The organism is Sphingosinicella flava (genome assembly GCF_016025255.1).
In the GTDB taxonomy this organism is placed as follows: Bacteria; Pseudomonadota; Alphaproteobacteria; order Sphingomonadales; family Sphingomonadaceae; genus Allosphingosinicella; species Allosphingosinicella flava.
Genome location: NZ_CP065592.1, coordinates 580,719 through 593,521 on the forward strand (window position 1 = coordinate 580,719; position 12,803 = coordinate 593,521).

General features: G+C 58.9%; 13 protein-coding genes and 1 pseudogene. 13 read left to right on the top strand and 1 reads right to left on the bottom strand.

Annotated elements, in window-relative coordinates:
• Positions 1-3: 3 nt before the first annotated feature.
• The 11 genes and pseudogenes from IC614_RS03040 to IC614_RS03090 form a co-directional block, all read left to right on the top strand.
• The gene (locus IC614_RS03040) at positions 4-465 is read left to right on the top strand and encodes a hypothetical protein (protein ID WP_200972264.1); all 462 of its coding nucleotides are present in this window, start codon (positions 4-6) and stop codon (positions 463-465) included.
• Between the two features lie 48 nt (positions 466-513).
• Positions 514-1,017: a hypothetical protein gene (locus IC614_RS03045; protein ID WP_200972265.1), complete on the top strand. Its 504-nt coding sequence runs from the start codon at positions 514-516 to the stop codon at positions 1,015-1,017.
• 116 nt (positions 1,018-1,133) lie between these two features.
• Complete coding sequence (locus IC614_RS03050) at positions 1,134-1,478, top strand: hypothetical protein (protein WP_200972266.1); 345 nt, start codon at positions 1,134-1,136, stop codon at positions 1,476-1,478.
• Entirely contained in the window at positions 1,475-1,879 is a 405-nt protein-coding gene (locus IC614_RS03055; RefSeq protein ID WP_207791147.1) for a packaged DNA stabilization gp4 family protein, read from the top strand. Before IC614_RS03050 ends, IC614_RS03055 begins: the two co-directional genes overlap by 4 nt.
• The gene (locus IC614_RS03060) at positions 1,879-3,270 is read left to right on the top strand and encodes a packaged DNA stabilization protein (RefSeq protein WP_200972268.1); all 1,392 of its coding nucleotides are present in this window, start codon (positions 1,879-1,881) and stop codon (positions 3,268-3,270) included. Before IC614_RS03055 ends, IC614_RS03060 begins: the two co-directional genes overlap by 1 nt.
• On the top strand, positions 3,270-3,749 hold the full coding sequence (locus tag IC614_RS03065; RefSeq protein WP_200972269.1) for a hypothetical protein: 480 nt from the start codon (positions 3,270-3,272) through the stop codon (positions 3,747-3,749). Before IC614_RS03060 ends, IC614_RS03065 begins: the two co-directional genes overlap by 1 nt.
• Positions 3,746-4,219, top strand: a complete 474-nt coding sequence (locus IC614_RS03070; protein ID WP_200972270.1) for a GNAT family N-acetyltransferase — start codon at positions 3,746-3,748, stop codon at positions 4,217-4,219. Before IC614_RS03065 ends, IC614_RS03070 begins: the two co-directional genes overlap by 4 nt.
• 44 nt (positions 4,220-4,263) lie before the next feature.
• A complete protein-coding gene (locus IC614_RS03075) occupies positions 4,264-4,893 on the top strand; it encodes a hypothetical protein (protein WP_200972271.1) in 630 nt (209 codons plus the stop codon).
• Between the two features lies 1 nt (position 4,894).
• Positions 4,895-6,133 (top strand): hypothetical protein, encoded by a 1,239-nt coding sequence (locus IC614_RS03080; protein WP_200972272.1) that lies wholly within the window; start codon positions 4,895-4,897, stop codon positions 6,131-6,133.
• Entirely contained in the window at positions 6,133-8,754 is a 2,622-nt protein-coding gene (locus tag IC614_RS03085; RefSeq protein WP_200972273.1) for a hypothetical protein, read from the top strand. The genes IC614_RS03080 and IC614_RS03085 overlap by 1 nt, the downstream gene beginning before the upstream one ends.
• A 349-nt stretch (positions 8,755-9,103) precedes the next feature.
• A pseudogene (locus IC614_RS03090) lies at positions 9,104-10,687 on the top strand (right-handed parallel beta-helix repeat-containing protein); the annotation flags it as partial.
• A gap of 159 nt (positions 10,688-10,846) precedes the next feature.
• Here IC614_RS03090 and IC614_RS12315 read toward each other — a convergent pair.
• Positions 10,847-11,905, bottom strand: coding sequence for an acyltransferase family protein (locus IC614_RS12315; protein ID WP_226372710.1), 1,059 nt, complete (start codon positions 11,903-11,905; stop codon positions 10,847-10,849).
• A 131-nt stretch (positions 11,906-12,036) separates the two neighbouring features.
• Here IC614_RS12315 and IC614_RS03095 point away from each other — a divergent pair, with 131 nt between their 5' ends.
• Positions 12,037-12,306 (top strand): hypothetical protein, encoded by a 270-nt coding sequence (locus tag IC614_RS03095; protein ID WP_200972275.1) that lies wholly within the window; start codon positions 12,037-12,039, stop codon positions 12,304-12,306.
• On the top strand, positions 12,306-12,785 hold the full coding sequence (locus IC614_RS03100; RefSeq protein ID WP_200972276.1) for a hypothetical protein: 480 nt from the start codon (positions 12,306-12,308) through the stop codon (positions 12,783-12,785). The genes IC614_RS03095 and IC614_RS03100 overlap by 1 nt, the downstream gene beginning before the upstream one ends.
• Positions 12,786-12,803: the final 18 nt, after the last annotated feature.

Genomic DNA, 12,803 nt, shown 5'->3' on the forward strand with positions numbered 1-12,803 from the left:
ACGATGACTGCCAAGAAGAGTGAAACCGGCGTCAACCTGAAGGACAATGCGCCTGAGGGTTACGACCTGTCCGAAGCCGAAAAGGCCAAGGCTCGCACCGAAGGTGCTAAGGATGCTGAAAAAGAAGCCGCCAAGGACACCTATCGGTATCTGACGGACGGCCAGCTTCCAGGTGACCCGCCGAAGCATCAATATTTCGGCGCGGACGACATCATGCAGTTCGAGCCGCTGTTGGGCTTGGGTGTTGAGGCGTTCGAGGATGCGGTTGACGCGAAAGCCGATAACCCCATCCCCGAGGAAAAGGCTGCTGGCCTGCTTCGGCTGGAGCGAAACGGCCAGAACCGCACGGCATACGTCAAAGCGTTGATGAAGCGCTTGGGCCTCAAGACCAAGGAGGAGCTGTACGCGGTTTCCCCCGGCGGCCCGGATTACACCAACGACGTGACGCCGATCACGAAGCTCTGACTTGATGGCGGGGGCTTAGGCTCCCGCCACTCTTTTTGAGGAAGCGCCATGCGTTCAGGAATAGGAAATTCAGCCAGCGATCCCTTCTTCGTCTCCGTGGCAGGCGGAACCGGAACGGGCGGCGCCACTCAGGTCGAAGGCAATGCGGCGAGTGGGGCGACTGACACGGGCAACCCTGTCAAAATCGGCGCAAAATATGTTGGAACAGCGCAACCGGCAGCGCTAACGGCGGGGCAGCGCTCTGATGCGCGTGTTGACCGATTGGGGCGTTTGCTCACATTCGGCCAGGGTGCGCGCACCTACGCGCATGGGCAGGTGACGATCGGCACTACGCCAACGGTTATTGCTGTGATGCAGGATGAGCGCGGCGCCATCACAATTATCAATCATGGCACAACCGACGTATTTATCGGCGGCGCGGCAGTGTCCACTGGAAATGGCGCTCTGCTGGCCGGGTCCAAGGGCGCAAGCATCACAATACCGACAATCGGCCCCCTTTATGGCATTGTCGGCACGGGCACTCAGCTCGTCTCTTATCTGGAAACATACTGATGCCGGACCAGGGCGCCTCCACCCCTGGGCTTAGTGCGGCGGAGATCGCGGCTATCGTTCCCCAGCCCGCGCAGGCGGCCCCTCCAGCGGTTCAAGCGGACAGCGCTAGGGGCGATATGCCGCGCTATGCCCTTGAAAACCACACGCATGAAAGCCGCCTGCAAGCACGGCGGATGCAGTTGACGTTCAATGCGAGCGGAGAGGCGTCCTACACCTTCCCGAAAGCCTATGACGCGGGTGTTGTGCCCATCGTCAACGCAACAGCGGAGAATGCAGCAGGGGCCTCTTTTCGGTATGATGTGACCATCAAGCAGGGCAGCACGACGAATACGAGCACGACACTGATCCTGACGAAGATCCCCAAGACCTTGACTGTTTCGATCCTCGGCGCGGTTCTCAACATATTCACCAATCCGGCAGAGACGGCTTGGGTCAACATCATGTCGCGAGCCCCGTCATGACGCTGCGCGGCACCATCTTTTCCGATGCCTTCGAGGCGATCGGCATCGCCAATTATGTGTTCGACACGACGGCTGAAGAACAAGCTTCAGCGGCGCGCCGCCTAGATGCAATGATGGCGCAATGGGATGAGGAGGGGATAACCCTCGGTTATACAGCGACGGACGGCGACCCCCAGCCTGACGTCGAGATGACCACGCCCGCTTATGCCGACGACGCCATTGCATTGAACCTCGCGCTCCGTCTCGCTCCAAGTTTCGGTAAGGAGCCGATGCCCTCGGTGAAGGGAGAGGCCAAGCGCGCTTACGGATTAGTCGTAGCAAAGACCCTCCAAACGCCCGCCATGCACGGAACCCGCGTCCCGATAGCCGGTGGCGGCAATTGGTGGCGTCGGCTTCCCTGATGCAAATTCAGATCATCAACGGCATTTATCGCAAGCCAGTGCCCGATCTTGCCACGGCCTATCCCGTTAACCTTATGCCGGTTGCAGAAGATAGCGGCGTTTCCAAGGGCTATCTTCGTTCCGCGCGGGGCGTTCGCAAGATCGCCGATACCGAGCAGGACCGGGGAGGCTATGTCTGGAACGGTACGCACTACCGCGTCCTTGGCAGCAATCTGGTCACCGTGGCGGAGAATGGCTCGACCTCTATTGTCGGTTCGGTCGGATCGGGTGGGACGGTGCGGTTCGCTCAATCCTTCGACCGCCTCGCGATCAATTCGGGAACGAGGCTCTATTATTTGAAGGATGGCACTCTCTCCCAGGTCACAGACCCCGACCTTGGCCCTGTCTACTCGCTGATCTGGATCGACGGCTATTTCATGACGACGGACGGCACCTCTCTGGTCGTGACCGAACTCAACAATCCGACCAGCGTCGATCCCTTGAAGTACGGCTCTTCCGAAGCCGATCCCGATCCGGTTGTTGGTTTGCTGTCTCTACGGGGCGAGGTGTACGCGCTCAATCGCAACACGATCGAGGTATTCAATAACACTGGGTCGACCGGCTTTCCGTTTGCAAGACAGCGTGGGGCGCAAATCCCTAAAGGTTGCGTCGGTCCACATGCCTTTGCACCATTCATCGAGACATTCGCGTTCGTTGGCTCTGGTCGAAACGAACAGCCGGGGGTATTCCTTGCCGGTGCGGGACAGGCGATCCAGATCAGCCCCAAGGAATTGGACGGAGAATTGGCCGCATTGAGCGAGCTAGAGCTGGCCAGCATAGAACTGGAAAGCCTGAACGATAACGGCATCCGCGAACTCCTGATCCACCTCCCGAACCGGACTTGGGTCTATAGCTGGACGGCATCGCAGAAGTTCGACACCCCGGTGTGGTATTGTCTTGCGGGTGGCGCGGAAGCTGACGAGGCCTATCCAGCGCGGCACCATGTTTTCTCAGGCGGGAAGTGGTGGTGCGGCAGCGATAGCGCGATTGGATATGTCGACGACACTATCACGTCACAGTTCGGCGAAAGCCCCGGCTATGTCTTCATGACGCCTATGCTCTACAATGCGGGCAAGGGTGCTCTCGTCCATGAACTGGAGCTCGTGACGATTGGCGGCACGTCCTCAGTTGGCGAAGAGGTTCCGACCATATTTTGCGCCGCCAGTGATGACGGGATTACTTTCAGCGAAGAACGGGCAGCTTCTTTAGGCGGAAGCGGGGATCGCAGGCATAGAACTGCGTGGCGCCGGATGGGGCGCTTCCGGAATTGGCGGGTCTATCGCTTCCGGGGGATCGCAGACGCACCGCGCGCATTCCCAAGGCTTGAGGCGCAATTGGAAGGACTCTCCTGATGGCTCTCGCAGAAGGTGAAACCCTGACAAGACTGACGCGCCGGGACATCGCAAGCTCCGGCATTGGATCGGACCCAAAGGCCATCGCCGCTTTCGAGGCGCTTCAAGACGCGGCGTTTGATGCAAACCCTGCGGCGGCTGCGGAGGCGCAACAGACGGCTCAACAGGCGGACACGAAGGCGGAGACGGCACAGTCTACGGCAACCGATGCCGCGACAGCCGCAGCTAATGCACAGAACCGCGCTGATGATGCGTATGATTTAGCCGATACAAAGGTGGAAAGGTCGGCTGGCCCGGCATGGGCGGCTCCGTCAGGGGCGTCGGCGCGCACGTCTGTGACTGCTTATACAGCCCCGGCGATCAGCAATCCTCCGACACAGGCGGAGGTTCAGGCATTGGCCAACGCGCTTCAGGAGCATTCACAGGCAATGGTTGCGCTTATCACTGACCTTCGCGCGAACGAGACCCTGACGCCGTGAAACTGGCCGTAGAGCCACTGTCCGACGCCGACGCCATCAATGGCATTCTGCAACATGAGACCATAGCACCGAAGCTTCGTCACGATGGACGAGAGCCTGGATACATCGATCATCCTGCGGCCAGTTATTACGGCGCCTATATCGACAATCGGCTTGTCGGCGTCTTCCTCGCGATCCGCTTTAGCAAGTGGGAAGTCCAGGTGCACGTAGGCCTTCTGCCCGAAGCAATCCGCTATGGACGATCCTTGGCTGACTTGTTTCTCGCGCAAGTGTTTGTGGGCCAAGAGGTGCAGCGCGCCACGGGGTACGTTCTTTCGACCCTGCCGACCGCTGCCAATTTCTGCCGCAAGTTAGGGTTCGAGCATGAAGGGACGCGGCGGCAAGCGTGCCGGGTGAACGGTGCCCTCGTCGATATCCACATATTAGGCTTGACACGCGAGAATTGGCAGTTGCGCGCTGAATCGCATTAGGTTACATATTTCTGGCCGAGTAGACGAGCGACCGGCGGCTCTCCGTGTTTTCATGGAGAACCGTTCTGGGTTTCATCGGCGACATAATTGGCGGGATCACAGGCAGCAATAAGGCTGCTAAAGCCCAGCAGCAGGCAGCAAAAACGCAAGCCGGTGTCGCTCAACAGGCGATTGCCCTCCAACGCGAAACACTGCTGCGCAACGAGCAGCGTCAACAGCCGTTCGTTGATGCTGGCTCCAAGGCCATTGCCCAGCAGATGGGTTTGATCGGCCTTAACGGCACAGCTGCGCAGCAAGACGCGATCAACGCTCTTTTAGCCGGGCCGGAATTTACCACGTCGCTTGAGCAGGGCGAGGAGGCCATTCTCGCAAATGCCGCCGCAACCGGGGGCCTGCGAGGCGGGAATACTAATAACAGCCTCGCGCGCTTCCGGGCCGACCTCCTGGCAAGCACCTTCGCTAACCAGTTCGGCCGCCTGAGAGATTTGACTTCGATTGGGCAGAGCGCAGCTGCGGGGGTCGGCAACCAAGCCGCCGCTTCGACCAATGCCGTGTCCGACCTCCTGCAACAGCAAGGCGCCGCCTTAGCAGGCGGCCAGATTGCACGCGGCAATTCAACTCTCAACGGCTGGAACAGCGGTCTCAAGATCGCTTCAGCGATAGCGGCGTTCTGATATGGCACTTGGACCCATAGACTATTCATCAACGCAGCCTGAACTCGATGTTCGGCCCCTGCTTGTGCTTGGGGAGCAGCTGAGGGCCCGCAAAGCGGCTCGGGCGGCGGCTGAGCAGAAGCAAGCGCAAGAGGCGCAGTTGCAGGGCGATATTGAAGCCTTGGGCGGAAACTTGACGCCGCAGAATTTGATGGCGTTCAGCTTGAAGCATCCCGAACTTGCGGAGGCCGCAAGCAAGGGGTGGGAGGCCTACTCACAGGAGCGGAAGGACCAAAATCTCTCCGACATGTTTGGCGTAGCTTCCGCTATTCAGGCGGGACGCACTGACATCGCCAAAAACCTGATCGATACTCGGGTGGCGGCGCTCAAAAATGGCGGAGAGAGCACGGCGGAAAGCGAAGCGCTCGCGAGCATTGTCGATCAGATCGAGCAGGCCAAGGCCGCCGGTAATGATGATGAAGTGACGCGGCTTTCCAACCAGGCCAAGGGCATAATCGGTTTCGGTATCGGCTCAGCTATGGGCGATAAGGCCGCGCCTCTATTGGAGAAGCTAGGCTTCGGTGGCAGCGAAGGCGGCAAGGTCGTCGGTTACGGAGACGCCATTGTCGATCCGGTGACGGGGCAAGTCATCTATCAAGCGCCAGATGCACCCTTCACGCTCAGCGAAGGCCAGACGCGTTTCGATAGCCCCGGCGAAACTCCGCCCGCTTCCGGTGGAAATAGGCGCTCTTCTGGCGCTCCCCTGACGGTTCGCCTGAACAATCCGGGCGCCATCAAGGACGGCGACTTTGCCCGCTCTATTCCTGGCTATGCGGGAAATGAGAACGGTTTCGCCAAGTTCGTGTCACCTGCTGCTGGGGCTGCTGCACAAAGACGCCTTCTGAAAAGCGGCTACCTCGATAAAGGGCACAACACTCCTCGCAAGCTTGTGGAACGCTACGCGCCGCGCGGCAAGGAAAACAGCGATGCGTCGGTTAATAACTACATCGCTCATGTTGCGCGTGGTTTGGGCATCGGTCCTGACGACGCCATTCCCGTTTCAGCCCTCCCTCAACTGGCCAATCTTATGGCTGGGTTTGAGAAGGGCGGCTCCTCTAGCTCGAAAGGGGGTGATCAGTCCGCCGGGGCCGTGGCTTCGGTTCCGAAGACGAAAGAAGCGCCTAAGCCCAGCGAGACGCGATCAGTTGGCGGCAAGGTTTACGTCAAGATCGACGGTCAGTGGTTCCAGAAGTGGCGGTGATGGAAGACGATCTGATCCCCGTTGACGATCCTAACCTGATTGCTCAGCTTGAGCAGCCGCAGTCGGCGATCAATAAAGCGGCGGCCGGGGGCGGCGATCCAAAAGCGCAAGAGAGTGAGCGCAAGACTGCGACACTCGCAACACGCCTAGCGGGCGGCTTGTCGATCCTCAATGAGGTCGGAGAGGCGGGGCAATCGCCTGGCGCCTTCACCGAAACAATCCGCTCGATAGCTGGTGATACCGCCGCCAACTTCTTGACCGGAGCAGACCGGCAGCGTGTAGAAAATGCCCAGCTCGACATCCTCGACGCAGGGCTCACGCTTGGCACTGGAGCGGCCTATAACAGGGAGCAGCTAGAAGGGTTTCGTCGCTCCTATTTCCCGCAGCTCGGGGATAGTGAAGCGGCAATCAAGGATAAAAAGAAGCGCCTTGGGCTGCTCATCGAGGCGGCGAAAATTGGCGCGGGGTCGGCGTCCCCTCAAATTGAGCAAGCCCTGAAAAAGGCTGGATTCAGCGTTCAGGCTGGAGATAAGCTCGTCTTCGGCGACGAAGAGATGTCGCCTTATAAAGAGCAGGACGACAAATACATCGCTGCGATTCAAACGGCTTTCAATAACGGCGCCGATCTCGCCGCTCTCAACGTCATCGCGGATCAATATGGCCAAACCCACTGGGACGGCAACGAGGATCTTCAAAAGGCCTTTGCCGAGCGTGAGCGGGGTGTTGCCGGCATTTTCGGTGCCATTGAGCGCCCGACGCCGGACATCACGGACGCGCGCGGCCAGAGCGGGATCGGCGATACGATCAAGGCTTTGGCTCGGGGTGTCCCGGCGACAATCGGGCTGGACGATGAATTGCTGGCTGCGTCCGATGTAGTGTTGAACGGCGATAGCTGGAACGAAGCGCTAGATTACAACCGTGCCATTCGCGATCATGACGAGGAAAACAATTTCTGGGCCCGGTTGACTGGCAGTCTGGCTGCCGGGCTCCTAATCCCGAGTGGTGTGGCCGGGGCTGGGAAGGGCGCGGCAACAGCGATGTTAAGGGCTGGGGCTGGGCGCGAAGCTGCCGTTCTGGCAGGCGCGCGTGCGGCCGGGGTGCGGGGCGCTCAGGAAGGTGCCGCCCTAGGCGGAGTTTACGGCCTTGGCGCAACGGATGGCGACATTGGTGACAGGCTGATTGGAGCGGCGGGGGGAGCGGCTCTTGGTGGCGCCACCGGGGGTCTGATCAATTACGGCGGCTCCCGCGCGATGGCCAGTGCTGGCCGCCCCACGCCGCCGACTGATGGGCAAGAGGTTTTGGCCGCCATGGAGCGGCAGAACATCGTCCCATTCCCCGCCGATGTCGGCGGCGCAAAAACGCGGCGCGCAACGTCGATGATCGCGGGCACAATCGGCGGCGCCTCGTCAATCGTATCTGGCGCCAATCGTACGCTGGATAGCGCGAAGGCAGTGCGCGACCGCGTAGCATCGTCTTTCGGCGTTATTCTCAATCCGGAAGCGGCGGGGGAAACGGCGCGGCGCGGTGCCAAATCCTTCATCGCTCGTACCAGCACGCGCGGTAATGGGCTTTATCATGCTGCGGAAAGCGCTGCGGGGCAGGCTAAGGTAGAAACGCCCAACGCCCTTCGAATACTGGATGACGAAATAGCCCGCCTGTCGGAAACGCCCGGTGGATCGGAAGGGTTGGCCAAGCTTGGGGAATTGCGTGATGCGCTGAGCGAACCCAACACCGTTCGCGGGCTACGCAACATGCGTACCGCCTTGCGCGATCAGTTCAGCACCAACGGGCTCCGCAACACCAATCTTGAGCGCATCGCCAATCGTGTAGTTGACGCTGCGGCGGATGATATTGTCGCCGGACTTCAGCAGCAAGGACTAGATGGGGCGGCCCGTGCTTATCGCACTGCTGACCGCTATTGGCGTAACCGACTGCAAACGATCGACGAAGCGATCGAGCCGATCCTTGGCAATGCGAACAATCCGAAATCCGGCGAGCAAATCGTCCAATCCCTTAAGGGGGCAATGGCGGGCAATAATCGCCGGTTCGCGAGGTTCATGGAATCTCTCCCGCCTCAGGAAAGGGGAGCGGTGCGAGCCTCGCTTATCTCCGGACTTGGCCGTGCCACAAAGGGCAGCCAGGACGAAACCGGAGAAGCCTTCTCGCTCTCCACCTTCCTCACCCACTGGAACGATATCGGAGAAAGCGCCAAGCGGACACTGTTCGGGGACGAAGGCCGCGCCGCTCTCAATGACTTGGCCATTGTTGCGCGCGGGTCCAAGGAAGCGACCAAATACGCCAATCATAGTAATTCGGGGAGCAACGTCGGCAATTTACTGACCGGAGCCACCGGCTTAGGTGGGCTGCCGCTCATGGCGAAGGTGCTTGCGGGTCAGTATGCCGCTGGCCGCCTTCTTGCCTCCCCCAAGTTCGCCCGCTGGATAGCACGGATGCCGAAGAACCCGAAGCCTACCGAAGGCCGGGCCTATATCGGCCGCCTATCGCGGATTGCTCGTTCCGAGCCCGCTATCGCGAACGACGTACTCGACCTTCAGCGGAGGCTTGTGGACGCATTTTCCCAGACACCAACCCGTGCTGCCGCCAGCCAGGAAGAACAATAGATATGGCACGAGAAAGTACATCAGCGGCAGGCCAATCACCCATTTCATCACTGTGCGCATCGGCGCGCCTTATAATCCATTTTCAGGAGCCGCACAAATGAGCCGCGTTGACGCGCCCTATCCGCTATTCACAGGCCTCGATAACCGCCTGCTGGATAATGGTTATGTCTGGTTCGGGGTGGAGAATGGCGATCCGCAGGTGGATCCAGTGCCGGTCTTCGCGGATGCGGAGTTCACCATCCCGCTTTCCCAGCCCTTGAGGACGAAGGCGGGGGTGCTGTCGGACGGTGACGCGCCGGTCAGTGCATATATCGACGGGCCCTATTCTATCCGTGTGCGCAATTCCGCGATGGTGCAGGTCTATTATCAGGCCAGTGCGGTGAACCTTGGGCTGCAATTAGCGGGGCCGAATGGCGCGGCGGCGGTAGGGTTTCTTCAGGCTGGAACGGGGGCTGTCTTGCGGACCGTCCAGGACAAAGAGCGGGAGATTGTTGCAGCAAAGGATTTCGGGGCCTCCACTTCTGCCACACCCGCTGAGAACGTGAACGCCATTCAGAAGGCTTTGAACACGGGCAAGGATGTTTACCTCGAAGAACTCTATAGCACGAACTCGCCCGTTCTATCGGCCGCTGAAGGCCAGCGGATTTTCGGCCGGGGCTATAGCAGTGGCATCGTCTGCACCGGAGCAAATACCAATTCCATTGCAATTGCCGTTACGCACGATCACTTCGTGGTTGAAAACCTGCGCATCACGCCCGGCACCACGGTATCGTCTCTATTTCACGGATGGGGCGTAGCGATTAACGCCAACCGTTGCATCGTAAGAGGCAATTTCTTCAAAGGAATGCGGCGCGGCGGAGTCATTCTTAATTCCTGCAACAATTGCACCGTCACCGGAAATATCTTCACTGACAGTGTTGTCGCGCAGGATGGTTCAGAGACGCAGGGACAGATGGGCTATGACATCTATCTCTATGGAACCTCATCTTACAACATAGTCACAGGTAATGAATGTGTTTCCAGGTGCGGCGTCGGCATCGGACTTCAGAACGTCGAGATCGGCAAATCGATGTTCGGGAACATCGTTAGCGAGAACGTTGTGCGCAACCATCCATGCTACGGGATCATGCTCTACCTGAGTTCAAGCGGGATCGGGGTACCGGGCGATCGCGTCGATGACATGATCATCACGAGTAACGTAGTGACTGATATTTCTGGATCTGTTCTTACTGACGGAGTGACGCTCTTCTACGGCGCAGGAATATACATCCAGGGGGCTGATAACTTTGCCTGCTCGAATAACATGGTCCTTCGCACAAATACCGACCAAAGCAAGCCTCGCTCTGGTTCCGATGTCCCTGCGGCAATCGGCATAAGTGGTTTTGCTCGCGGGAGCGTTGTCGGCAATGTCATCGACGAATGTCACCACGGCATCGCGGTTATTAACGGATCGTTTGACCTCCCCGTTGGTGACGGGACGACGATCAGTGCGAACCAGATTGACGGCGTACGAAAGAGCGGGATCTATCTCGCGTCAGCTAATAGCGCGACCATTACGGGGAACAGGATCAAATCGGCGCCGGGGAATACCGATAGAGGCATTGCTATTCTTCAAGGTGGGGCCCTTGCCATGGGGCCGTTTCAGATCGCGAACAATTTCATCAATGGGTTCGGCTCCAGCTTGGAGGCGAATACTTCCTCAGGAAGCACGGTCGGCGCCGTCATTCTGCAAGGCAATAAATTCCGCGAGTTCGCTACCTATGGTGCCTACATTAAGGCGGACGAGGCCACGTTGATTGGTAACGATGTTGCGAGCAGCGCAGGCGTAGGTGGCGTTGTGATTGGGCCGACCGTTCTGCGAGGAACGGTTACGGGCAATATCATCAATATGCCGGTGGGGACAGCGCTTGAAGACAGCGGGCCTGCGACTTCGATCTATGACAACATGATCGTCGCGGGGACTTTGACGGGATACCCCGCCTTACTGGCAAACAGCGCCACTCCCAGCCTCGCGGGAAGGCGCTTCGTCGCCAATTACAACACGACCACCATTACCGGCTTCACGGGGGGCAAGGAAGGGCAGACGGTTGTCTTAACGGCTGAGGCTGCTTTCACGATACAGCACGGCCCGACCCTCATCCTGCGGGATGCGGTCAACCGCGCCATGACGGTCGGGCAGGCGATGGAGCTGATGTACTCGAATTCGCGGTGGCGCGAGATTTGAAGCAAACTGGATCATAGGGTGCTCAAGAACGTAGAACATTCCTGTGCCTACAAGAGTAGAAACGGCAACAAGCCAGAAAGCGTTAGGATACCCTAGTCCGAGCCATGCAAACGCGACTGCCACCCCCTTCATCGCTGGAATGTGAACAAGATAGAGGGAGTAGGAGGTTTCGCCCAACCTCTCCAGTGCACGGAAGCGAAGGGGCGAGAATACGGCGCCATATACGAGGATGGCAGCTGCTGGCCCAAACCAGAGGATGCGGGCAGGGCTTTCGCTGGCCGGGATGCTTAGAGCCTGTATCGCGGTGAAGTAGGCCAGGGCCGCAATAATGCAAGCTGTTGGGGCATATCCGCGCGGCACGTTCGCTAACGCCATTCCCGCGACGAAGCAGAGGTTGATCGGGTCTGTCGCGGCCTGAAGCAGGGGCGATTGCGGTGCTGCCGTGAAGCCCGCTGCCACCAGCGCGACGATGGCCAACGTTGCCAGCGGGATAGCTCTTTCTCTCGGAAGCGAGGCCAGCAGGGCATAAAAAAGCATCTCGTGGGTGAGGGTCCACGAAACCGCCAATATCCGATTATCGCTAGACAGCGGCAGCAGCAGCATGGACCCGGCAAAATCGGGCCGCACATCCGACATGCCGGGAGCGATGGTCATGGCGGCGAAGGCAGTAAGCACAACGATCCAATAGAGAGGCAGGATGCGGGCCGCGCGCCGGAGAAGGAACAGGTCCGGATTGGATAAAGCCTTCACCATGACAAAGCCGCTTATGACGAAGAATAGCTCTACCCCGGCATTGCCGACTTCGAAATCCAAGCCTGATCGGCTGGCGGCATGGCACACGACTACAGCAAGGGCGGCAAGACCTCTCAGGGCCTGAATATTGGCAACCCTCGCCTGCATCACCGCACGATAAATCACCGGACTCACCCAATCAAGCGCATTTAGTCGCGAGGGGGTTGACAAGCCCAGCTATTGCCTCCGAATCGGAAATATTATAGGAAATAGGGACCGCGTATAGAGCAGCCGGTAGCTCTCCACCTTAAAAGGAGGAGGCTACGATGGCCGATCCGAAGAATACGCACGATACGTCCAAAAACAACGTCCGAAGAGAGCGCGCACTTGAAATCGCCGGCAAGGCCAAGGGCAACCTGACGGCCCTGGAAGCGCACCCCAGCGTTAACAAGGATAAAGGCCTTCGCAAGCTGGTTTTCGCCGTTCATAACGACCTTCAGGTCATCCTTGAAGAGATCGGGCCGGTCGCTGGCCTCACCAACGATGACGTCATCGTTTATGGCGGCGGCACACCGAAGTCAGAAGAAGAGAATTGATGCAAGCCTTCTGGCTCCTCTTTTACGGGAGCGCCGCCGCGTTTGCCTTATGGGCGACATGGCGAGACGAGGATCTGCGCTGGCTGGGCGGGACATTGTGCTTTAGCTTCGTCATTTCGAACCTCGTCTGGTTCTTGGGATCGGTGAGCCAGAGGCCCGGCATCTACACGATGCTTGAGGTTTTCGTGGCCGTCTGTGCTTATGTGGCGTGGCACCGACACCCTTCAAAATCGCTGATTGCCGTGGTGATGCTCGCCACGCTCTCGATCTGCGCGAACATCGGGTTCGCCATCACCTATGAAGATCATGGCCCGCAAACCCGCGGGCATGAAATCACGACTAACCTGATCTTCCTGTTCGAGTGCCTGTTAACCGCTGGGGTGGGGATCATGGATGGGTTTAGGACTGGTCGTTTCCGTCGCCGGGCTTCTAATGGTGAAGCGGCTTCTCAATCGCATGTTGCTGGTGAAGCCGAATGAACGGGGCTCCGACACTGG

Excerpts from the sequence above, each read along its gene's own strand:
- IC614_RS03040 (WP_200972264.1), top strand. The coding sequence starts at position 4 with ATGACTGCCAAGAAGAGTGAAACCGGCGTCAACCTGAAGGACAATGCG.
- IC614_RS03045 (WP_200972265.1), top strand. The coding sequence starts at position 514 with ATGCGTTCAGGAATAGGAAATTCAGCCAGCGATCCCTTCTTCGTCTCC.
- IC614_RS03050 (WP_200972266.1), top strand. The coding sequence starts at position 1,134 with ATGCCGCGCTATGCCCTTGAAAACCACACGCATGAAAGCCGCCTGCAA.
- IC614_RS03055 (WP_207791147.1), top strand. The coding sequence starts at position 1,475 with ATGACGCTGCGCGGCACCATCTTTTCCGATGCCTTCGAGGCGATCGGC.
- IC614_RS03060 (WP_200972268.1), top strand. The coding sequence starts at position 1,879 with ATGCAAATTCAGATCATCAACGGCATTTATCGCAAGCCAGTGCCCGAT.
- IC614_RS03065 (WP_200972269.1), top strand. The coding sequence starts at position 3,270 with ATGGCTCTCGCAGAAGGTGAAACCCTGACAAGACTGACGCGCCGGGAC.
- IC614_RS03080 (WP_200972272.1), top strand. The coding sequence starts at position 4,895 with ATGGCACTTGGACCCATAGACTATTCATCAACGCAGCCTGAACTCGAT.
- IC614_RS03085 (WP_200972273.1), top strand. The coding sequence starts at position 6,133 with ATGGAAGACGATCTGATCCCCGTTGACGATCCTAACCTGATTGCTCAG.
- IC614_RS03095 (WP_200972275.1), top strand. The coding sequence starts at position 12,037 with ATGGCCGATCCGAAGAATACGCACGATACGTCCAAAAACAACGTCCGA.
- IC614_RS03100 (WP_200972276.1), top strand. The coding sequence starts at position 12,306 with ATGCAAGCCTTCTGGCTCCTCTTTTACGGGAGCGCCGCCGCGTTTGCC.